The sequence below is a fragment of the Rickettsiella endosymbiont of Xylota segnis genome, assembly GCF_964019545.1.
Lineage (GTDB): Bacteria > Pseudomonadota > Gammaproteobacteria > Diplorickettsiales > Diplorickettsiaceae > Aquirickettsiella.
Map to the genome: position 1 here is coordinate 773,235 of NZ_OZ026451.1, position 20,766 is coordinate 794,000.

The window sequence follows — 20,766 nt, forward strand, 5'->3', positions numbered from 1 at the left end:
TATGGGGACTGTAAAAAGCACCGTATTGATCATAAGTTTACTCTTGATATGGCCATGTTTAGCCCACGCTGAGAATAGAGATCAACAACGAAAACTATTTTGGCAGGCGAGACAGCTGTTAATGACTAAACATTATCCACAGTTTTCTGCTTTAAAAGTTAAACTAAAAGATTACCCTTTATATCCTTATTTAATTTTTATCAAATTAAAACAACAATGGTCTTATGCAAATAGCGCTGAAATCGACGAGTTTTTGCAAACCTATAACGATACACCTTTGGCTGTTAGGCTACGTGCTGATTGGTTAGCTTATTTGGCCAAAAAACAGGATTGGAATCATTTCATTCATTACTATCAACCTATTTATGGTACACCATTACAATGTTATTACCTGCAATCTTTATTAGCGACGCAACAAAAATCTTTAGCGTTTAAAAAAATAGCCTCACTTTGGTTAGAAGTTAATTCACCGCCGAGTGTTTGTCGTAAAGTTTTTGGTCGTTGGGAGCAATCCGGCGGATTGAATTCCGATTTAATTTGGAAAAAATTAGATCAAGCAATGAACAAAAATAATGTCAACGTTATTCAACACGTTGCACAATTTTTACCGTTAGCACAACGCCAACAAGTTAAACATTGGTATCGAGTGCAACGCTATCCCTTGTTAATTAAACACAGCAATCAATTTGATCCCGATAATACTATCGATCGAAAAATTTTATTGTTTGGTATGAAACGTTTGGCAAATAAAGATCCTATCACATTAGCAGAAGATTGGTCGCAATTAAGTAAAGCCTATGATTTAACTGAAGCAGAAACCCAGCAAATATTGGCTGATCTCGCTGTCGGTTTAGCTAGACGTGGTCACAGTGCAGCGGGTGCTTGGTTAAAAAAAATTAAACCGATTTATGCCGATGCCACCTTACGTGAATGGCGCGTACGGAATAGTTTGTTAAATGGCCAATGGGATAAGGTGCTTTATTGGTTGGATCATTTGTCACACAAAGAACAGCAATCCGCATGTTGGCGTTATTGGCGGGCGCGGGCCTTAGCTGAGACCAAGCAAATTGCAGCGGCGAATAGCATTTATACAAGTCTCGCTAAAGAAGTTGATTATTATGGTGTACTAGCCAGTCAACGTTTGAAGTTAAACTATCATCCGTCTACGCGTAATATTTTGGGTGATCGCGCCGCACTCGGGAATCATCTTGCCATACAACGTGCTAAAGAATTGCTGGCTTTAGGTTTTGTGGGTGAAGCGCGTCAGGAATGGTTATGGGCACTGGATAGTTTGAGCTTGTCTGAACGTCAAGCGGCTGCGCAATTGGCTAAACAATGGGGTTGGTATGACTTAGCTATTGTGGGTGCGAGCAAAGCGAATATTCACAATGATATTAAATTACGTTTCCCCTTTGCTTATCGGCGTTCAGTACTGGCAGCTGCGCGTAAAACCCATTTAAACTCGGCGTGGGTCTGGGCAATTATGCGTCAAGAAAGTGCTTTTATGTGGAATGCTAAATCCAGTGCTGGTGCTTTAGGGTTAATGCAAATTATGCCGAGTACTGGTAGCCAATTAGCGCGCAGCCTGGCTTTACGCCGTCTAGATTTGCTTGATCCTGAACAGAATATTCGCTTAGGTAGTATTTATTTAAGACAGTTATTAAAATTATTTGATGGCAATGCAACCTTAGCAACGGCTTCTTATAACGTCGGCCCTAATCGGGTGAAACATTTTCAAGGATTGTATCAGCGCCTAGCAAAAGATGTTTGGGTAGAGATTTTACCTTGGAAGGAAACACGTGATTATGTTAAAAGTGTTAGCTTGGCGCGCAGTATTTATAGTCAAATCTAATTACGCTTCACACTTAATTATAGAGTAAGAAAAACAAGGATGAACCTTGTTTTTCTTACCTAATAGTTTTTTATTTTTTATCGATGCATTTTTTTAACAACAATATTGTTGGTTACACCGGTGACGCCTTCAACTTGTTTAGCAAGCATGCCGGCTTTTTGTTTTTGTGCCCAATTATTCGCAAAACCGCCGAGTTTGACTTGACCTTTATTGCTCATGACTGAAATAGCGAGACCTTTTATATCTGGGTCGGCTAATAATTTAGATTTCACTTTTAAGGTAATGACACTACTGTCAACATATTGACCAGTGGTTTCTTGTTGCATGGCGCGATGGCTGCTCATGGCTATTGTAGCTACCATCGGTAATGCGATTAAGCCTAAGATAACAAATAACTTTGCTTTCATAGTATGAATACTCCTACTTGAAAATAGAACCTGGATCATTTTGTATATAAAAATTTTATTCTATGAAGGGTTAGATTTTAAAATAGATGACTGAATAACCAAATAAGTAACAATACAGCAATAGGTATGCCTAATAACCAAGCAATTAAATATTTCACTATCCCCCCTCGTGTTCGCTCTTCTTTGAGAATAAATGTTCCCTATAAAAAGATTAGTCAAGTCGGTAAATAAATCAAGTACTTTCATTTTAAATGAGATAGATTATGTGCATAAAATGTACAAAGGATTGCTGCGCACTGCAGTGCGCAGCATAAAAATGATAGGTATACTACCCGATGATGATATTTTGGAAAATACAGTTAAAATGGAATATCGTCATCAAATGCTTCGCTGGCCATTTCTGGTAATTTGTCAGCTTCGCGTTTGGGTCGCGCAGCGGAAGTATTTTGTGTAGCGAAGGAGGGTGATTCACTGCCCGTGCTGCCACCGCGACTATCTAACATTTGCATTTCATTGGCAATAATTTCGGTAGTATAGCGATCTTGGCCCGTTGTTTTATCTTGCCATTTGCGTGTTTGTAAACGCCCTTCAATATAAACTTTAGAACCTTTTTTTAAATATTCATGGGCAATCTCAGCGAGGCGTTGGAATAAAATCACGCGGTGCCATTCGGTGCGCTCTTGTTGTTCGCCAGTCGCTTTATCTTTCCAGCTTTCGCTAGTGGCAAGGTTAATATTGGTTACTGCTGCACCATTGCCGGGCATATGACGCATTTCCGGATCAGCACCTAAGTTGCCGATTAAAATAACTTTATTAATGCCTCTAGCCATGTTCGAATACTCCTGCGCTAACTAAATTAAAACAGTTTAACATTGAATTCTAAATCTTGTCGCACAAAAAAGAAAGCATTAAAAAGGAGGTTTTTAGAGGTTTCTTTTCATAATTTTCAAGGTTATAGTGTGGTGTTTCAGCAATAGCTGATAAAGATTTTAGCTTTTGCATCAAAACTTTCCTAATTATCTATGGATACAATTCGCATTCGTGGTGCTCGCACCCATAATTTACAGAATATCGATCTCGATATTCCACGTGATCAATTAATTGTGGTGACTGGATTATCCGGCTCGGGTAAATCTTCGTTAGCCTTTGATACCTTATATGCTGAAGGTCAGCGTCGCTATGTGGAATCCTTGTCGTCTTATGCACGGCAATTTCTTTCCATGATGGAAAAACCGGATGTCGATCATATCGAAGGACTTTCTCCCGCGATTGCGATTGATCAAAAATCAACCTCGCATAATCCACGCTCGACCGTCGGTACGGTTACTGAAATTTATGATTATTTGCGCGTGTTGTTTGCTCGAATTGGTGAGCCACGGTGTCCTGTGCATAACACCAGTTTAGCCGCGCAAAGTGTGAGTCAGATGGTGGATACATTGATGGCGCTACCGAATGAGACGCGCCTAGTTATTTTGGCACCAAAAGTACAAGGTCGAAAAGGTGAATTTAAACCTTTATTTGATGAATTACGTAGCCAAGGTTATTTACGAGCGCGCATTGACGGTGAATTGATCGAATTGGATCAAATGCCGTCTTTAAAAGCTAAGCAAAAACATAACATTGATGTTGTGATCGATAGACTGAGAGTCAAACCTGACAATCGATTACGTTTGAGTGAATCTTTAGCTACTGCAGCAGGCTTGAGTGAAGGTTTAGTGACGGTGGTGGTGCAAGAGGCGTCAGGAAAGACGTCGCAGGAATTAGTTTTTTCTGAGCGTTTTGCGTGCTCAGAGTGTGGTTATAGTATTAGCGAGTTAGAACCGCGTTTATTTTCTTTTAATAATCCGGCCGGTGCTTGCCCGCAATGTGATGGTTTAGGCCATGAAATGATTTTTGATGCGGATAAGGTGATACCACAACCGGAATTAAGTATCGCGCGCGGTGCTATTCGTGGTTGGGACGCACAAAATCCTTATTATTCTTTGTTGTTATCGACCTTAGCGAAACATTATCATTTTTCTTTAGAGTCACCTTTTAATGCATTACCAGATACTATTCAGCAAATTATTTTGTATGGAAGTGGCAAAGAAGAAATAAAATTTCATTACGAGAGTGAAAAAGGTTATGTCTATAAGAAGAAGAAACCCTTTGAAGGGGTGATACCGGTCATGCAGCGCCGTTATCAAGAGACGGAATCGCATTCAGTGCGTGAAGATTTAGCGCGTTATTTAGCCTCTAAACCGTGTACCAGTTGCCAAGGTACACGTCTTAATGTCGCAGCGCGGCATGTTTTTATTGCGGATAAAGCCATTACCGATTGGGTGGCTTTACCACTGGATAAATTAAAAGAATTATTTGAAAAATTAAATTTATCGGGTCAACGTGCAAAGATCGCTTTGCGCTTACAAAAAGAAATCATCGATCGTTTAAACTTTTTAATTGATGTCGGTTTAAATTATCTGTCATTGAATCGTAGTGCTGATACCTTATCTGGCGGTGAATCGCAACGGATTCGTTTAGCCAGTCAAATTGGTTCAGGTTTAGTGGGGGTGATGTACATACTCGATGAGCCGTCGATAGGCTTGCATCAGCGTGATAACGGTCGTTTGTTAAGTACATTGCTGAGATTGCGCGATTTAGGCAATACCGTGATAGTCGTTGAACATGACGAAGAGGCCATTCGACATGCAGATTATGTGGTTGATATGGGCCCGGGTGCGGGTGTGCATGGCGGTCGCGTGATTGCTCAAGGGTCGCCCGCTGCAATTATGCGCAATACAAATTCATTAACTGGTCAATATTTATCCGGCGAGCGACGTATTGAATTACCTAAAAAACGCTGCAAATTCGATAAGAATAATGTGATTAAGCTGTCTGGCGCGAGCGGCAATAACTTAAAACAGATTGATGTTGAAATTCCCCTTGGTTTAATGACCTGCGTTACTGGCGTGTCAGGTTCTGGAAAATCAACACTGATAAATGACACCTTATATCCACTTGCAGCGAAAAAATTAAATGCGGCCATTTTGCCGCAAGCAGCACCTTATCAATCCATTACTGGCTTAGAACGGCTGGATAAGGTGATCGATATAGATCAAAGTCCGATAGGGCGCACGCCGCGATCCAATCCGGCCACGTACATCGGTTTGTTTACACCGATACGCGATTTATTTGCTGCTACGCCCGAAGCGCGTTCACGTGGTTACACAGCGGGACGCTTTAGTTTTAATGTGAAAGGTGGGCGTTGTGAAGCCTGTGAGGGCGATGGTGTGCTCAAAGTAGAAATGCATTTCTTAGCGGATGTGTATGTACAGTGCGATGTCTGTAAAGGTCAGCGTTATAATCGTGAAACCTTAGAGATCCGTTACAAAGGAAAAAATATTTATCAAATCCTAGAAATGACCGTAGAAGAAGCGCACGAATTTTTTAATCCTGTTCCTGTTTTAGCACGAAAATTACAAACCCTAATCGAAGTCGGACTGGGTTATTTACACTTGGGTCAAAGCGCGCCGACTTTATCCGGCGGCGAAGCGCAACGTGTTAAATTGGCTAAAGAACTCAGTAAACGCGATACCGGCCGTACACTGTATATTTTGGACGAGCCAACGACCGGTTTACATTTTTATGATATCGAACAATTATTAAAGGTGCTGTACCGTCTGCGTGAGCGCGGGAATACCGTAGTAGTAATTGAACATAACCTGGATGTGATCAAAACTGCGGATTGGATTATTGATCTTGGTCCAGAAGGCGGTAGCAAAGGTGGCGAAATCGTTTGTGTCGGCACACCTGAGCAGGTTGCCAAACAACCGACCTCATATACCGGTCAATATTTAAAACCCTTACTAGGAAAACGCAGCTTATCCAGTGAAAATGGTAGTCGTCATGGTTAATTGAAGACAATAATTATATATGATAAAACCCCTAGAACAGGGGTTTTTTTTAGGAAAATTCTAGATTGACGTATTAGCCAAATGAGTAGCCAATACCTACCGCAACAAAGTCAATATTGCCGAGTTTCTTTTTTCCACCGATAGTTTGGATATGTGTCCACGAGGTATCAACAAAAACATTATTTGTGATGTTGAAACTTGCACCAATACCTGCTTCAGGAGCCCATTGATGTTCAGCGATACCAAAGTCATGATTATCGTTGTTTGTATTGCCTGTATGTTCATTGAGGTAGGTAAGATCACTGCTTAGGTAAGCAACACCTAATTTTCCATAGACATTAAACTTATCGTTGATCGGTAAAATGCCTTTAGCAGCCACATCAATGGCGTTTTGATTTAATGTTATTGATCCCGGTGCATACCACTCTCCATGTACTGTGATATTAGGGCTAGTCGTTTTTAGTTTAGATAATTCTAGGTAACCTAATTCAACAGCTAAGTTAGGGTTGAATTGATAACCAATTGCTAGACGTCCAGCTATCCCACCATTAGGCATTGGTTTACTGCCAGGAAGGACGGGCATTAAAAAGATTTTATTCTTCATGTGCGTCTCTGCATAACCGGCTTGGCCAGTGATATACACACCATTAGTTGTTGCATTAGCAGTCATCATTGCCAGTGCCGAAACGCCGAATACACTTACTGCGATTATTTTTTTTAACATATTATTATTTTCCTCGTAAGGTTCAACTAGTTAAACTGTCTATTATCTATCATTCAAATAAATAGTTGTCAACTTTATTATCAATATTTCTAATAAATTTTTAGAGACTTATGCGCAGTAAGGATTAAAAAAAAACCCTAAAACAGGGGTTTTTTAATATACCGAAATGTTGGTTTAAACTCAGGAATTAACCGAAGCTGTAACCAATACCTACCGCAACAAAGTCAATATTGCCGGGTTTGTTTTTTCCACCGATTGGTTGGATATGTGTCCATGAGGTATCAACAAAAGCATTAGGTGTGATGTTGAAACCTACACCAATACCTGCTTCAGGAGCCCATTGATGTTTAGCGACACCCAAGTTATCACCATTCCAGTTGTTGTTGTTATTACCCGTATCTTTATTAAGGTAATCCGCCTCACTGGTTAAGTAAGCAACACCTAATTTTCCATAGATATTAAACTTATCGTTGATCGGTAAAATGCCTTTAGCAGCCAAATCAATGGCATTTTGCTTTAACGTTACTAATCCAGCGTAGTAATCGGGTGTATGGGGTGAAGTCGCTTTTAACTTAGATAATTGTAGGTAACCCAATTCGACAGCTAGGTTTGAGTTGAATTGATAACCGATTGCTAAGCGTCCAGCCACATCGCCGTTAGGCATTGTTTTACCGCCAGGAAGAACGGGATCAAAAGAGAGTGTATTCTTCATGTGCGTCTTTGCATAACCGGCTTGGCCAGTCACATAAATACCATTAGTTGTTGCATTAGCAGTCATCATACCCAGCGCGGAAACGCCTAATACGCTCACTGCGATTATTTTTTTAAACATATTATTATTTTCCTCGTAAGAATTTAACTAGTTAAACTGTCGGCATTTCTATCACTTGAATAAATAGTTGTCAACTTTATTATCAATAATATTGATATATGGGAATGAAATAGGCCTAAAGGTGGATCAAAGCGGCAAAAGAACCAAAAAAAACCCCTATTCCAGGGGTTTTTTACAAACAGAATGTTGGTTTAAACAAAATTAACCGAAAGTAAATCCTAAACCTATCGTGGTCATATTGATGTTATTCGGTCTATTTTTACCCATGGGTTGAATATGCGTAAAAGCAGTATCAATAAACACATTAGAGCTTATATTATACGTTACGCCTACACCTGCTTCAGGGGCCCAGCTATGTTTAGCCAATGGCGCAATAATAGATGGTCCACTCACTACATCAGCTTTTAGGTCGTTTACTAGATAAGCCATACCTGCTTTAGCATAAATATCAAGCTTATTGTTAATAGGAAGAATACCCTTTCCAACGACATCAAAAGCATGTTGGTTAAGTGTGACAGATTGCTTGGAAATGTTTGATTTTACATTAGCTTTTTGCTGAGCTAATTGTAAATATCCCATTTCAACTGCCCAATTAGGGTTAAATTGATAGCCAATCGCCAAACGACCTGCTAAACCACCTTGATATTTGGAAGAAACTTTTCCTGAAGAAGGGAAAGGCTTTACAAAGTGTTTTCCGGTGTTGGCATAACCAACTTGTCCTTCAACATAAACGCCAGGAGTCGTTGCATTGGCAGCCATCATACCGAGCGCGGAAACGCCCAGTACGCTTACTGCGATTATACGTTTAAACATATTATTATTTTCCTCATGAGAATTTAACTAGTTAAATTAAGGACCTTTTATATCATTTGTCTAAAAAATAAGCAATATGTTTAAAAGGATAATTGAGCAAAAAGTCCTAAATTAGTCATCCATAGGACTATTTTTATAGGAAATCTCTTAAAAATCATTTTTCTAATGAAAAAAAAGAAAAACCCCTTAAAAAGGGGTTTTTATTGAAGTTATGGTCTAAACGAAGGTTTAACCAAAGTTGTAGCCAAGACCGACAGCAACAAAATCAATATTGCCTGGTTTTTTGTTTCCTAAGGGTTGGATGTGTGTCCATGAAGTGTCTACTGACACATTTGGCGTGATGTCGTAGCTAACACCAACGGCCGCTTCTGGCGCCCATGTGTGTTTAGCAACATTAGCTCTATCATTTAAATCAACATTTACAGTAGGAAAACCAGGGGCTTTTATGGTACCTGTTATATCGGTTGTGACATAAGCTACACCGAGTTTACCGTAAACATTAAAATTGCTAGCTAGGGGTAATATACCTTTGCCTACCAGGTCAATAGCATTTTGTTGGAGTTTCAAAGTGCCTTCACTAAGCTGCATGTTGTCAGCGATATCGTGTAATGCGCTTTTTACTTTGCTTTGACCGACTTGTAAATAACCGGCTTCAACCGCAAAATTTTGATTAAATTGATAACCAATCGCAATACGACCGGCTAAACCATTATTGGATAGGTTTTTGTTTCTAATAGCAGGGTCGATGTCATTGACAATTGGAGCAAGAATATCCGACACTTTAGTTTTGCCGCCTAGATGCGAATTAATATAACCGACTTGGCCAGTTACATAAACGCCGGGTGCCGCTGCATTTGCAGTCATTGCAGCTAATACAGAAACACTTAACACAGTTGTACTTAGAACTTTTTTAAACATTGTTATTATTCTCCTGAAGAGTTTAACTAGTCAAACGAGCAACTATTAAACAATCGGATTGATTTTTTGTCAACTTCTCTACGCAAAAAATAATTTTCTTTTAATTTGCATATTTATATTTTCATTGATCAGAGAAATAATTTTATGTGAAGCTTTCTTTTTTTATTATTTTGCTTAAGATAGCGGCGTCTACAAAGAAAATTAGTATAAAAAAGGAGGGTTTATGGACTAAGCATGACTAAAAATTAAAAATCTTTTAAACACTTAATTAATAATACTCATAAATTAAGGAAAATTTATGCTTAATACCCAAGAAGTTACTGAGGCGTTCCATGTTTACCGTCGTAATAAAGGCTTAATAAAAAGATTAAGTGGATCGGATCATCCTGCGATACGTGCTACCGAAACGTATTTGAAGTCTTTGCAACGGGATAAGGATTTATTATCTAATCAAGATTTATTTAACATTAATCGTTTTTTTCTATTCGAGCATCCCGTAAAACCTGGAAAAGCATCTTATGCGGCTTGGTTTACTATAAATTATCAAAATTTATGCACTTTAAATTATGGTCAAGCGCATTTTTCCAAATTAACACGAGAACACTTAGACAAAAAAAACAATGCTGAAAAAATGGGGGAATATTTTCAAGTGTTGAGTCAAGCTTATCAGCAAAGCAGTTTTAACGATGAACACTTTTTTGCATTCAGTAAATTATGTGTGGAAGGTATGTTAACTCAAGATTATGTCAAACTTATTCAGCAAAGTACGCAAGCTATTTTTTTGGCGAATTGTTTGATTAAAATGAAACACACCGGCACATTAACGGCAGAAAATCAGCAGTTTATTAGCGCTTATTCCGGAGCGCTTATTATTCCAGTAACGCATATGCTAATCGCTTTGGAAAAAGCGGGATTAAATACATTGACCAATCGTCAGAGTTTAGCCAATTTTTCTAGTCCTTTGCCATTGCATCGTGCATTCGAATTCTTAGAAAAAATAGACTTTTTAACACAAGAAAATTTTGCTGTGATTTCAACAGAAGATAATTTATCGTGGTTATTGGCTCTTGAGGAAATGCCAAAAGATTTAATTACCGCAGAAATTTGGCAAAGCTTGCTTAATTTATTGAAAACCAGTAATGAAAATGATTTTAAAAAGGATGTTAAAGACTATGCAGAAATGCTCAAAAAGAAATTAAACGTTGAGCAGACAGAAAAGGGTAGTTTAGTCAGTAAGGAACAGGTGGAGCCGGTAGAACCCTCCTCATCCGCTAGGGCACGTTTTTTTTCTGTAACACCGGTAAATCCCCAGCCTGCAGTAACAAATGCAGCATTGAAAGTGAGTTTCGTTCCTTCATGAGTTAAAAAATGAAAATTTCGAATCAACAAGATCCAAGCGTACTGAGCCAGGGATAAAAAAATATAAAGTTAAGCGCTTCGATTGCAATAAGCCAACTTTAAGTTTGATGAAATAAAAAGTTAGCTTGAGATGACTGTAAAGAAACTTAACTAGCTAACCAAAGCTTAACTAGTTAAGTGCGTGTTTAGCCGAAGTTATAGCCGACACCGACAGCCAAGAAGTCGATGTTACCAGGACGATCGTTGCCCAGGGTTTGGATATGAGTTAAAGAGGTATCCACAGTGACGTTAGGTGTGATGTTATAGTCCATACCGACAGCGATTTCAGGTGACCATTGATGTTTATCAATACCTTGTCTGGAATTGATGTCTCTAGAGGTTATAGAGTTATTTGCTTCTAACTGTGTGGTTAAATAAGCCACGCCGAGTTTGCCATAAATACCAACGTTGTTGGTAATGGGTAACTGTCCTTTAGCAGCAACATCGATAGCATGCTGTTTATTAGAAAAAGTAACTGAACCAATTTTGAATTCTGCGCTGGGTAGTTGTAAGTAACCTAATTCTAAAGCAAAATTGGGTGTGATTTTATAACCAATGGCTAAACGACCTGTCAGTCCATCGTTTGCAAAACTAGCACCGTTATTTTTTACTTGCGATTTCATGTGTGTATCAGCATAACCGACCTGACCATTGACATATAAACCCACAGGAAGCGCTGCATTCGCGTTTATCACAGCACACGCACTAGCGGTTAATACACTAGTAATGAGTATTTTTTTAAGCATTGTTATTATTTTCTCCACGGAAATTTTATTATTAGAGCTTACTATTTAATCGCTAATACGATTTAATGTCAATTTGTTAGGGATAACCTGAGCAAATACAAAAAAATTACTCACTAAATAGTTTATCGTTATCCAAAATAATACGATACGCCGAGTGAATAAAAATCACTGCTCGGTGCATGATTACTACCCCCCATTTTTTGAATGCGATTCCAAGAAAATTCGACGGGAACATTCGGTTTTAGTGCGTAACTGATGCCTAAGCCAAACGTCGGTTCTAAAGTTTTAGAATAGCTATTCATGGTTCCAGAGTAGGGTGAATTAAAGATAAGTACCGCCCCTTGTGCATTAGGTCGTAGATAAGCAACACCAAATTTTGCGTAGAGTGCTAATTTACAAGTGACCGGAAGTATACCTTTTGCCGTTAAGTCAAATGCACTGGATTTAGTCGATGCATTGGCGATGTAATTATTAGTACCGATTGATGTGTCGGAGTTACTAAAATGACGATAACCAAACTCCATCGCCCAATATTGATCAAATTGATAACCAAAACTAAGACGATACGTTAACAAAATATTATTTAGACCGGGTAAGGGTACGGGCGAAGTTCCGTTATTGACTGTTACTAAATCAGTGGTATTAATATGATTATTTGCATAACCAAGCTGAGCACCTGCATAAAAACCTGGCATTTCAGCTTGCGTGTTTTGCGTGATACCGAGAATAGCGCTAGCCAGTAGTAAGGTACTTGTACTTCTTTTTAGCATAATGCTTCCTAATAAAAGTTTAACGAGTTAAAAATAGTTTAGCAAAATTATGTTTTGCAGATAACAGTAAACTACATTTTTAAATACAAACGCATTAACCAAAATAATACGCCAAACCGATAGAATAAAAGTCGGTACTGGGTATGCTGTTACCGCCTCCGACACTCTGGATGCGTGTCCAAGCTAAATCGATGGGTACAAACGGTGTAATATCATAACTAAGACCGATACCGAAACTGGGATTCCAACTATCGGAATAACCTAAGTAATTACGACCATTCACCACAGCAGAACCATTGGCTTTAAGATACGCTAAACCTAATTTGGCATAAAGATTTACATTACTCGAAATAGGTAACATCGGTTTCGCCATGAAATCGATAGCTTTTTCACTTAAAGAAACATTTGCGCCTGACACACCACCGACGCCGGAAAAATCGACATCCGAAAAACGCGTGTAACCAATTTCAAAAGCAACATTTTGATTAAATTGATAACCACCGGCGATGCGACCCGTAAAAGCCATTTTACTATTAATCGATTGTGCGGCGGCATTGCTGGCTTCTTGATGAGTGTCAGCTGTGCCGAGTTGGCCTAAGAGATAAAATCCAGGAATCGATGCACTGGCCACTATCGGGAAGCAACATGAAAAAAGAAAAACTATTTTGGGCCTAATTTTTTTTAACATGAACAACGCTCCTTGTGAATGAAGATATCCTATTATACGATAAGCGGCATGAACTACCTACCGCGCTGGCGAGCTTATTTCGCCTTACTTCGTTTACATCAACCGATAGGAATTTTTTTATTGTTATGGCCTGCACTATGGGCGTTATGGATTGCGCGTGCGGGCGCAATAGATTTTAAAATCCTTGCTTTATTTATAATTGGAGCAGTGCTCACGCGATCACTGGGTTGTGTGATGAATGATATCGCCGATAGAAATCTGGATGGTTTTGTGACAAGAACTCAGCATCGACCTTTAGCGACAGGCGCAGTGAGTTTGCAAGAAGCCGTGTTGATATTAATCGTTTTGACATTATTAGCGTTTCTTGTGGTTTATCAACTGAACCGCCTAAGCATAGAATTGGCGGTAATCGCTGCAGGGATGATTGCACTCTATCCGTTTACTAAACGTTATATCGCCTGGCCGCAATTATTTTTAGGCATCGTATTTGGCGCTTGGTCTATCTTAATGGCTTTTGCTGCAGAAACTGGAAAAATACCGAGCATGGCTTGGCTGTTGTTTCTGGCCGCTTATGCTTGGTGTGTCGCTTATGATACTATTTATGCCATGGTGGATAGAGAGGATGACAAGCGTGTGGGCATTAAATCCAGTGCCATCGCCTTGGGCCCTCACGATGTGAAATTTATTGCCGCGCTAGAATGTGGTTTTGTTCTGTTATTAAGTATCATCGGCGTCTGCTTAAAGTTGGGCATAATTTATTATGTGATGTTGGTATTGGTAATCAGTTTATTTATTTATCAACATTATTTAATTAAAGACCGAAAACCTGAAGCATGTTTTAAAGCTTTTTTGAATAATGCATGGATAGGTGGTTTGATATTTTTAGGATTTTTCTTTGGTATGCACGGTTAATACAAGAGGTATAGGGTGTGATGAAAACTAAAGTTATTTATCCCGGTACTTTTGATCCAATGACCAACGGCCACGTCGATTTAGTGCAACGTGCGGCACGTTTGTTTGAAACTGTGATTGTCGCTGTAGCGAAGAATCCGAGTAAAGCACCGGCATTCTCTGTCGATGAACGTATTGCTTTAGCGCAAGCAGTATTAAAAGATTTAAGTAATGTACAGGTGCATGGATTTGAGGGTTTACTCATTAACTGTGCTAAGGAATATAATGCGCGGGTTATTTTGCGCGGTCTGCGCGCGGTTTCTGATTTTGAGTATGAATTTCAATTGGCGAGTATGAATCGAAAAATGATGCCTGATTTAGAAACCTTATTTTTAACCCCCGCCGAACAATATTCCTTTATTTCGGCTAATTTAGTCAGAGAAATTGCGAGTTTTGGCGGTAATGTAGCACAGTTTGTACCGGTGGTGGTTGCCGAGGCTTTACAAACCAAGTTTAAAAGAAGAGTATAAAATAGTTGCTCGTAGCAATGGGATTTTTGGCAAGGCGTCGTGAGAATGAAGCACCCAAGTGTATTTCCCATACATGAGGATTGCGAATCGAGCGGCAACTCAGACAAAAATTCAAGTGCGAAGAGTATTGGATGTAAAATGGCGTTATTAATAACCGATGACTGTATCAATTGTGATGTCTGCGAACCCGAATGCCCGAATGAAGCGATTATTCAGGGTGAGTTTATCTATGAAATTAAGCCGAATAAATGCACTGAGTGTGTGGGTCATTTTGATGCTCCGCAATGTGTTGAAGTTTGTCCTGTCGCTTGCATTGTCATTAATCCCGAATACCAAGAAACCCCAGAACAATTGTTAATGAAATACCAAGGCTTAGTAGTAAATCCTTAATACAAAAAACGCCGGTTGTTTTTTCGACCATCAGACCGCATAATATGCGTCTTTTAGAATTGCTTATATAAGAGGGCCATCATGGCAGTCCAAAAATCACGTAAATCCCGTTCCAAAAGAAACATGCGCCGTGCGCATGATGCATTAACTTCGCCGGCTATTTCCATTGATGCAACCAGTGGAGAAACGCATATTCGTCACCACGTTACCAAAGATGGCTATTATCGTGGAAAAAAGGTACTAAAAGCTAAGGAATAACACCTTAAAATGTCTCGTTATACTCTGGCTATAGATGCTATGGGAGGCGACTACGGTCCCTCCGTGATAGTCCCCGCTGTGCTCTTAGCGTTACAGGAAGAGCCACAGCTACATATTATTCTTGTCGGTGATTTGCTTGAGTTGCAAGAGCAGCTGAAACTGGTAAAAAATAAGCCTGCAGCGAGTCAACTGACGCTACACGGGGCTACTCAGGTTGTATCGATGGATGAACCTCCCGCTTTAGCACTGCGCAATAAAAAAGATTCTTCAATGCGCGTTGCAATTAATTTAGTTAAAGAAGGCGAAGCGCAGGCCTGCGTGAGCGCTGGCAATACCGGCGCATTGATGGCGACCGCCCGTTTTGTACTGAAAACTATCCCCGGCATCGATAGACCGGCTATCAGTGCCATGCTACCTACCATGAAAGAACAAACCAAAGTACGCGTTTTAGATTTGGGTGCGAATGTGGATACAGAGGTTGAACATCTACTGCAATTTGCCGTTATGGGTTCGATATTAAGTTCTGAGATCGACAATATTCCCAGTCCGCGTGTGGCCTTATTGAATATTGGCGCTGAAGAAATTAAAGGGAATGAACAAGTTAAAAAGGCCGCTGAGTTATTGAAGAATGCGCATATCAATTATATTGGTTACATCGAAGGCGATGAGATTTATCAAGGTTTGGCAGATGTCATCGTCTGTGATGGTTTTGTCGGAAATGTAGCATTGAAAGTGACAGAGGGTGTGGCAAAATTAATGGGTCACTATATTAAATTAGCGTTTAATCGTAATTGGTTTTCGCGTCTCTCCGGGTTAATGGCTTTACATGTATTAAAAGGATTACGTAAACAATTTGATCCAGCCCATTATAACGGTGCAAGCTTAGTCGGTTTGCGCGGCATTGTGATTAAAAGTCATGGTAGTGCCAATATATTGGCTTTCAAAAATGCGATTAATGAAGCGATCTTAGAAGTACAAAAAAATATCCCTGAACGTATAAGAGAACAAGTGACCGGTTTATTGAAGGAATCTGAACAGTCTTTATGAAATATTCACGTATTGCAGGCACGGGTAGTTATTTACCGCAAAGAATATTAACGAATGCCGAACTTGAGAAGATGGTGGCTACCACGAATGAGTGGATAGTTGAACGTACCGGCATACGTGAACGTCATATTATTGGTCCTAACGATAGCACAGCGAGCATGGCCACTGCGGCGGCTAAAAATGCCTTGGAAGCGGCTAAGTTATCGGCTAAAGAGATACAATTAATTATTGTTGCTACGAGTACACCCGATAAATTTTTTCCTAGCACAGCCTGTTTAGTTCAAGCGGCATTGGGTGAAGATGGTTGTCCGGCCTTTGATATTGTAGCGGCTTGTGCCGGCTTTAATTATGCATTGAGTGTTGCGGATCAGTTCATTCGTAACGGTGTCGTTCAGACTGCACTCGTCATAGGCAGTGAAAGCATGTCGAATATTATTAATTGGGAAGATCGATCCACCTGTATTTTATTTGGTGATGGTGCGGGTGCTGTGGTATTACAAGCCGCTGATGAACCTGGCATTATTTCTGCACATCTGCATGCGGCGGGTTCTTATCAAAATTTATTATCATTAAGCACCGGTTTGAAAAAAGGTGATATTCCACATCTTACCATGCAAGGCAGTGATGTATTTAAAATTGCAGTGAAGAAATTAAGTGCCGTATTAGAAGAAACTTTAGCCGCGAATAAAATAAATAAAAAAGATATTGATTGGTTAATTCCACATCAGGCCAATTTGCGCATTATTCAAGCGATGGCGAATAAACTTAAAATGACTATGCAACATGTTGTGGTTACATTAGATCAACATGGCAATACATCGGCTGCTTCTATTCCGTTAGCCTTAGATGTCGCCGTGCGGGATGGTCGCATCCAACGAGGCCAATTATTATTAATGGAAAGTTTTGGTGCAGGGTTAACATGGGGTTCGGCTTTAGTGCGCTACTAAGAGGGCGTCTTAAATTGCACGATGCTGGCCAAAAAGCACTGTTTTTTTCTCAGTCTAATACAGTTTAAGATGCCCTCTAACAAAAAATTATCGTCTCTTACTTTTGATTTTATTATGTTTAATTTGAATGAATAAATAATTATGGCTAAAAAAATTGCATTTATTTTTCCGGGACAGGGTTCACAAATATTAGGAATGTTAGCGGAATTTGCTAAAGAGTTTTCTATCATTCAAGACACATTTATAGAGGCTTCGCACGTCTTAAAATTTGACCTATGGGAATTGTGTCAAGACGGTCCAGAAGCCGCACTCAATCAAACAGAAAACACCCAACCTGCTTTATTAGCAGCCAGTGTGGCTTTATGGCGTGTTTGGCAGCAACAACGGGGTCTCAAACCGACGTTTATGGCAGGTCATAGCTTAGGTGAATATTCTGCTTTAGTGTGTGGTGGGGCATTGGATTTTATGACAGCGGTACGTTTGGTGGCTGAACGAGGACGCTTAATGCAAGCAGCGGTTCCACCCGGCGTAGGCGCGATGGCGGCTATCGTGGGTTTAGATAATGATAAAATACAGGCTTTGTGTGAGTCGCTAGCCGAAGGCCAAGTTTTATCGCCCGCTAATTACAATTCCATCGGTCAAACGGTGGTGGCGGGAGATGCCGCTGCGGTGCAGCGCTTGCTTGAACAGGCTAAACAAGTAGGCGCTAAATTAGCGAAACTGATTCCCGTTAGCGTTCCATCGCATTGTGCTTTAATGAAACCCGCTGCAAAACATTTAGCCGAAACATTGGAGACCATTCATATTTCTGTGCCACATATCCCTATTATTAATAATGTCGATGTCGCTATCGAACATGATCCAAATTTGATAAAAAAAGCATTAGTCGAACAATTATACAATCCCGTGCGTTGGGTAGAAATAATACAAGAGCTTGAGAAGCGTGGCATTGAAGAAATGATTGAATGTGGTCCAGGTAAAGTGTTAGCAGGTTTGAATAAACGTATTACATCGATACCCACACTCTCATTACAGGATCCAGAAATACTACAAGAAGCTTTAATCGGTTAAGGATGGTTTTATGTTATTAAAAGATAAAGTGGCACTGGTAACAGGTGCTAGCCGTGGTATTGGTGCAGCGATTGCGGTTGCGATGGCGCAACAAGGTGCACTGGTTGCTGGAACGGCTACCAGCGCTGCCGGTGCAGAAAAAATTTCTCACGCCTTACTAGAGCAAGGATTGAAAGGTAAAGGTTTCGTCTTAAATTTAAATGATGATGCATCGATAAAAAATTTAATGACTGAATTACAAACGTTTGGACCTCCTAATATATTGATAAATAATGCGGGTATTACTCGTGATAATCTGTTATTGCGCATGAAGGCCGATGAATGGAATGCCGTGTTAGAGACTAATCTAAGTGCTGTTTTTAAACTAACGCAGTTGTGTTTGAAGCCAATGCTAAAAGCACAATCTGGACGTATTATTAATATTTCTTCTATAGTAGGGTGTACCGGAAATCCTGGTCAGGCCAATTATGCGGCGGCAAAAGCAGGATTAATTGGTTTTACTAAAGCATTGGCACAAGAAGTGGCAACGCGGAATATTACTGCGAATGTTGTGGCGCCAGGATTTATAGCTACCGATATGACTAGTCAATTAAATGAAAATCAACGCACTATGTTGTTGGAAAAAATTCCAGTCAAACGTTTGGGCAGTGCTCAGGATATCGCTCACGCATGCGTCTTTTTAGCCTCGGATTGGGCTGCTTATGTGACCGGCAACACGTTGCATGTTAACGGCGGAATGTATATGAATTGATCAGAATAGCTTTGCAAAGTAAGTTTAGTTTTATAAGCGGCTAAACTTAATTGCTTAAATTAATTAAAGTGGCTTGCGTTCATTCAGGAATTGAATAAACTAAGCGACAGGTTTTATTTATATTAAATAGGGGAGATTCTCAGTGAGTACAATTGAAGAGCGTGTCAAGAAGGTAGTGATTGATCAACTTGAGATAAGTGAAGGAGAAGCGACCATGGAAGCTTCTTTTGTCGATGATCTGGGTGCCGATTCTTTAGACACCGTAGAATTAGTTATGGCTTTAGAAGAAGAGTTCGAAACCGAAATTCCAGATGAAGAAGCTGAAAAAATTCGTACCATTCAGCAAGCAGTTGATTATATTAAGCAACATCAAGCTGAAACTGAAGACTCAGAACACAACGAATAATAAATTCCATCTAAATATAGGCTCACACTCATTGTGTTTTGTCATTTGCCGCGAAGAGAATTATGTATCAGCGGCAAAGCAGACAAAAACTCAAATGCGAAGAGTACATAAGTCAGTTCATTTGAAGGGGGAAAATAACGTGAAGAAAAAGCGACGTATCGTAGTAACCGGTGTCGGTATGATGACGCCATTAGGTTTGAACACCAAAACAACCTGGGAAGCGATATTGGCTGGCAAAAGTGGAGTAACCACTATCACCCAATTTGATGTTTCTACTTTTCCCTGTCAAATATCTGCTAGCGTGCGCGATTTTCAAGCAGAAAATTATGGTATTACGCCAAAAGATGGTCGTAAAATGGATTTATTTATTCAATATGGTTTAGCGGCAGCGCTAGAAGCGATGACGGATTCAAAACTTGAAGTGACTGAAAAAAACGCTGACCGGATCGGTGTTGCAGTAGGCTCTGGAATTGGCGGTTTACCTTTTATTGAAGAAAATCACACACGATTAGAACAAGGTGGTCCACGGAAAATTTCTCCTTTTTTTATCCCGGGTGCCATTACCAATATGTTAGCCGGTCAAATTTCGATACGTTATGGACTACGAGGCCCAAATATTGCAGTAGTAACGGCTTGTACTACAGGCACACACAATATCGGTTTAGGAGCGCGCACTATTTTATATGGTGATGCCGATGTGATGGTCGTTGGTGGTTCGGAAATGGCGACCACACCTTTAGGTTTAGGTGGATTTTCTGCGTGCCGGGCCTTATCTAATCGGAATAAAGATCCGCAAGCAGCCAGTCGTCCATGGGATAAAGCGCGTGATGGCTTTGTATTAGGTGACGGCGCGGGTATTTTAGTTTTAGAAGAATATGAACGTGCTAAACAACGCAATGCACCGATCTACGCCGAACTCGTGGGTTTTGGTATGAGTGCTGACGCTTTTCATATGACCAGCCCAGCGCCCGACGGGCAGGGTGCGATGACGGCTATGTTGAATACTTTGCATGATGCGAATATCGATAAGGAAAAAGTGGCTTATATCAATGCGCATGCCACGTCGACCTTACAAGGCGATTATTTAGAACTAAGAGCCATCCGCCGTGTATTTGGCGATTATGCCAAGAAGATGGCAATTAGTTCGACTAAATCGATGACCGGCCATTTACTAGGAGCGGCGGGTGCGGTAGAAGCTATTTTTACTATTTTGGCCTTGAAAGACCAAAAAGCACCACCGACCATTAATTTAGATAATCCAGGAAATCCCCCTGAGCTGAATATATCCGATGATGATTTTGTTGATCTGAATTTTGTACCGAATGTTCCACAAGAATTAAAAATGGATTATGCACTCTCTAATTCTTTTGGATTTGGTGGAACGAATGCATCCTTGCTTTTTGCACGATTATGAGACTTCTTTGGAAACACAGG

General features: G+C 40.0%; 22 protein-coding genes. 13 read left to right on the forward strand and 9 right to left on the reverse strand.

What is annotated here, in order from left to right; translation table 11 throughout:
• The first annotated feature begins 1 nt into the window (after nucleotide 1).
• Nucleotides 2-1,852 carry a transglycosylase SLT domain-containing protein gene (locus tag AACL18_RS03535; RefSeq protein WP_339051450.1) on the forward strand — a complete coding sequence of 617 codons (1,851 nt, stop codon included), beginning with the start codon at nucleotides 2-4 and terminating at the stop codon, nucleotides 1,850-1,852.
• Nucleotides 1,853-1,929: 77 nt separating this feature from the next.
• Here AACL18_RS03535 and AACL18_RS03540 read toward each other — a convergent pair whose 3' ends face one another.
• Complete coding sequence (locus AACL18_RS03540; RefSeq protein ID WP_339051451.1) at nucleotides 1,930-2,259, reverse strand: BON domain-containing protein; 330 nt, start codon at nucleotides 2,257-2,259, stop codon at nucleotides 1,930-1,932.
• 359 nt (nucleotides 2,260-2,618) lie between these two features.
• Nucleotides 2,619-3,089: a single-stranded DNA-binding protein gene (gene ssb / locus AACL18_RS03545; RefSeq protein WP_339051453.1), complete on the reverse strand. Its 471-nt coding sequence runs from the start codon at nucleotides 3,087-3,089 to the stop codon at nucleotides 2,619-2,621.
• A gap of 192 nt (nucleotides 3,090-3,281) precedes the next feature.
• On the opposite strand from ssb, the gene uvrA reads away from it, so the two are divergent.
• Nucleotides 3,282-6,152 (forward strand): excinuclease ABC subunit UvrA, encoded by a 2,871-nt coding sequence (gene uvrA, locus AACL18_RS03550; protein ID WP_339051455.1) that lies wholly within the window; start codon nucleotides 3,282-3,284, stop codon nucleotides 6,150-6,152.
• A 73-nt stretch (nucleotides 6,153-6,225) separates the two neighbouring features.
• Here the strand turns inward: uvrA and AACL18_RS03555 are convergent, their stop codons facing one another.
• From AACL18_RS03555 to AACL18_RS03570, 4 genes are all read right to left on the reverse strand, one after another.
• Nucleotides 6,226-6,825, reverse strand: a complete 600-nt coding sequence (locus AACL18_RS03555; protein WP_339051457.1) for an outer membrane beta-barrel protein — start codon at nucleotides 6,823-6,825, stop codon at nucleotides 6,226-6,228.
• Between the two features lie 238 nt (nucleotides 6,826-7,063).
• A complete protein-coding gene (locus AACL18_RS03560) occupies nucleotides 7,064-7,708 on the reverse strand; it encodes an outer membrane beta-barrel protein (protein ID WP_339051459.1) in 645 nt (214 codons plus the stop codon).
• 201 nt (nucleotides 7,709-7,909) lie between these two features.
• Entirely contained in the window at nucleotides 7,910-8,521 is a 612-nt protein-coding gene (locus AACL18_RS03565; RefSeq protein WP_339051460.1) for an outer membrane beta-barrel protein, read from the reverse strand.
• Between the two features lie 228 nt (nucleotides 8,522-8,749).
• Nucleotides 8,750-9,439 carry an outer membrane beta-barrel protein gene (locus AACL18_RS03570; protein ID WP_339051461.1) on the reverse strand — a complete coding sequence of 230 codons (690 nt, stop codon included), beginning with the start codon at nucleotides 9,437-9,439 and terminating at the stop codon, nucleotides 8,750-8,752.
• Nucleotides 9,440-9,737: 298 nt separating this feature from the next.
• Between AACL18_RS03570 and AACL18_RS03575 the strand changes: the two genes are divergently transcribed.
• Nucleotides 9,738-10,799 carry a hypothetical protein gene (locus AACL18_RS03575; protein WP_339051462.1) on the forward strand — a complete coding sequence of 354 codons (1,062 nt, stop codon included), beginning with the start codon at nucleotides 9,738-9,740 and terminating at the stop codon, nucleotides 10,797-10,799.
• A 184-nt stretch (nucleotides 10,800-10,983) separates the two neighbouring features.
• Here the strand turns inward: AACL18_RS03575 and AACL18_RS03580 are convergent, their stop codons facing one another.
• From AACL18_RS03580 to AACL18_RS03590, 3 genes are all read right to left on the reverse strand, one after another.
• Nucleotides 10,984-11,583, reverse strand: coding sequence for an outer membrane beta-barrel protein (locus AACL18_RS03580; RefSeq protein WP_339051463.1), 600 nt, complete (start codon nucleotides 11,581-11,583; stop codon nucleotides 10,984-10,986).
• A 128-nt stretch (nucleotides 11,584-11,711) separates the two neighbouring features.
• A complete protein-coding gene (locus AACL18_RS03585) occupies nucleotides 11,712-12,353 on the reverse strand; it encodes an outer membrane beta-barrel protein (protein WP_339051464.1) in 642 nt (213 codons plus the stop codon).
• Between the two features lie 94 nt (nucleotides 12,354-12,447).
• Nucleotides 12,448-13,041 (reverse strand): outer membrane beta-barrel protein, encoded by a 594-nt coding sequence (locus tag AACL18_RS03590; RefSeq protein WP_339051466.1) that lies wholly within the window; start codon nucleotides 13,039-13,041, stop codon nucleotides 12,448-12,450.
• Nucleotides 13,042-13,059: 18 nt separating this feature from the next.
• Here AACL18_RS03590 and ubiA point away from each other — a divergent pair, with 18 nt between their 5' ends.
• From ubiA to fabF, 10 genes are all read left to right on the forward strand, one after another.
• Nucleotides 13,060-13,953 carry a 4-hydroxybenzoate octaprenyltransferase gene (gene ubiA / locus AACL18_RS03595; RefSeq protein ID WP_339051468.1) on the forward strand — a complete coding sequence of 298 codons (894 nt, stop codon included), beginning with the start codon at nucleotides 13,060-13,062 and terminating at the stop codon, nucleotides 13,951-13,953.
• A 20-nt stretch (nucleotides 13,954-13,973) separates the two neighbouring features.
• A complete protein-coding gene (coaD, locus tag AACL18_RS03600) occupies nucleotides 13,974-14,462 on the forward strand; it encodes a pantetheine-phosphate adenylyltransferase (RefSeq protein WP_422395898.1) in 489 nt (162 codons plus the stop codon).
• Nucleotides 14,463-14,600: 138 nt separating this feature from the next.
• A complete protein-coding gene (locus AACL18_RS03605) occupies nucleotides 14,601-14,852 on the forward strand; it encodes a YfhL family 4Fe-4S dicluster ferredoxin (RefSeq protein ID WP_339051600.1) in 252 nt (83 codons plus the stop codon).
• 81 nt (nucleotides 14,853-14,933) lie between these two features.
• Nucleotides 14,934-15,110, forward strand: coding sequence for a 50S ribosomal protein L32 (rpmF, locus tag AACL18_RS03610; RefSeq protein WP_339051470.1), 177 nt, complete (start codon nucleotides 14,934-14,936; stop codon nucleotides 15,108-15,110).
• Between the two features lie 9 nt (nucleotides 15,111-15,119).
• Nucleotides 15,120-16,157, forward strand: coding sequence for a phosphate acyltransferase PlsX (plsX, locus tag AACL18_RS03615; RefSeq protein WP_339051472.1), 1,038 nt, complete (start codon nucleotides 15,120-15,122; stop codon nucleotides 16,155-16,157).
• A complete protein-coding gene (locus AACL18_RS03620) occupies nucleotides 16,154-17,104 on the forward strand; it encodes a beta-ketoacyl-ACP synthase III (protein WP_339051474.1) in 951 nt (316 codons plus the stop codon). Before plsX ends, AACL18_RS03620 begins: the two co-directional genes overlap by 4 nt.
• A 141-nt stretch (nucleotides 17,105-17,245) precedes the next feature.
• A complete protein-coding gene (gene fabD, locus AACL18_RS03625) occupies nucleotides 17,246-18,175 on the forward strand; it encodes an ACP S-malonyltransferase (protein ID WP_339051475.1) in 930 nt (309 codons plus the stop codon).
• Nucleotides 18,176-18,185: 10 nt separating this feature from the next.
• Nucleotides 18,186-18,926, forward strand: a complete 741-nt coding sequence (gene fabG / locus AACL18_RS03630; protein ID WP_339051477.1) for a 3-oxoacyl-ACP reductase FabG — start codon at nucleotides 18,186-18,188, stop codon at nucleotides 18,924-18,926.
• Nucleotides 18,927-19,068: 142 nt separating this feature from the next.
• Nucleotides 19,069-19,332 (forward strand): acyl carrier protein, encoded by a 264-nt coding sequence (gene acpP / locus AACL18_RS03635; RefSeq protein ID WP_339051478.1) that lies wholly within the window; start codon nucleotides 19,069-19,071, stop codon nucleotides 19,330-19,332.
• Between the two features lie 94 nt (nucleotides 19,333-19,426).
• On the forward strand, nucleotides 19,427-20,746 hold the full coding sequence (gene fabF, locus AACL18_RS03640; RefSeq protein ID WP_339051479.1) for a beta-ketoacyl-ACP synthase II: 1,320 nt from the start codon (nucleotides 19,427-19,429) through the stop codon (nucleotides 20,744-20,746).
• The last annotated feature ends 20 nt before the right edge of the window (nucleotides 20,747-20,766 follow it).

Bases quoted from the DNA above. Each gene is read 5' to 3' on its own strand.
- AACL18_RS03535 (WP_339051450.1), top strand. From the start codon at position 2: ATGGGGACTGTAAAAAGCACCGTATTGATCATAAGTTTACTCTTGATA.
- AACL18_RS03540 (WP_339051451.1), bottom strand. From the start codon at position 2,259: ATGAAAGCAAAGTTATTTGTTATCTTAGGCTTAATCGCATTACCGATG.
- ssb (WP_339051453.1), bottom strand. From the start codon at position 3,089: ATGGCTAGAGGCATTAATAAAGTTATTTTAATCGGCAACTTAGGTGCT.
- uvrA (WP_339051455.1), top strand. From the start codon at position 3,282: ATGGATACAATTCGCATTCGTGGTGCTCGCACCCATAATTTACAGAAT.
- AACL18_RS03555 (WP_339051457.1), bottom strand. From the start codon at position 6,825: ATGATGACTGCTAATGCAACAACTAATGGTGTGTATATCACTGGCCAA.
- AACL18_RS03560 (WP_339051459.1), bottom strand. From the start codon at position 7,708: ATGTTTAAAAAAATAATCGCAGTGAGCGTATTAGGCGTTTCCGCGCTG.
- AACL18_RS03565 (WP_339051460.1), bottom strand. From the start codon at position 8,521: ATGTTTAAACGTATAATCGCAGTAAGCGTACTGGGCGTTTCCGCGCTC.
- AACL18_RS03570 (WP_339051461.1), bottom strand. From the start codon at position 9,439: ATGTTTAAAAAAGTTCTAAGTACAACTGTGTTAAGTGTTTCTGTATTA.
- AACL18_RS03575 (WP_339051462.1), top strand. From the start codon at position 9,738: ATGCTTAATACCCAAGAAGTTACTGAGGCGTTCCATGTTTACCGTCGT.
- AACL18_RS03580 (WP_339051463.1), bottom strand. From the start codon at position 11,583: ATGCTTAAAAAAATACTCATTACTAGTGTATTAACCGCTAGTGCGTGT.
- AACL18_RS03585 (WP_339051464.1), bottom strand. From the start codon at position 12,353: ATGCTAAAAAGAAGTACAAGTACCTTACTACTGGCTAGCGCTATTCTC.
- AACL18_RS03590 (WP_339051466.1), bottom strand. From the start codon at position 13,041: ATGTTAAAAAAAATTAGGCCCAAAATAGTTTTTCTTTTTTCATGTTGC.
- ubiA (WP_339051468.1), top strand. From the start codon at position 13,060: ATGAAGATATCCTATTATACGATAAGCGGCATGAACTACCTACCGCGC.
- coaD (WP_422395898.1), top strand. From the start codon at position 13,974: ATGAAAACTAAAGTTATTTATCCCGGTACTTTTGATCCAATGACCAAC.
- AACL18_RS03605 (WP_339051600.1), top strand. From the start codon at position 14,601: ATGGCGTTATTAATAACCGATGACTGTATCAATTGTGATGTCTGCGAA.
- rpmF (WP_339051470.1), top strand. From the start codon at position 14,934: ATGGCAGTCCAAAAATCACGTAAATCCCGTTCCAAAAGAAACATGCGC.
- plsX (WP_339051472.1), top strand. From the start codon at position 15,120: ATGTCTCGTTATACTCTGGCTATAGATGCTATGGGAGGCGACTACGGT.
- AACL18_RS03620 (WP_339051474.1), top strand. From the start codon at position 16,154: ATGAAATATTCACGTATTGCAGGCACGGGTAGTTATTTACCGCAAAGA.
- fabD (WP_339051475.1), top strand. From the start codon at position 17,246: ATGGCTAAAAAAATTGCATTTATTTTTCCGGGACAGGGTTCACAAATA.
- fabG (WP_339051477.1), top strand. From the start codon at position 18,186: ATGTTATTAAAAGATAAAGTGGCACTGGTAACAGGTGCTAGCCGTGGT.
- fabF (WP_339051479.1), top strand. From the start codon at position 19,427: ATGCGAAGAGTACATAAGTCAGTTCATTTGAAGGGGGAAAATAACGTG.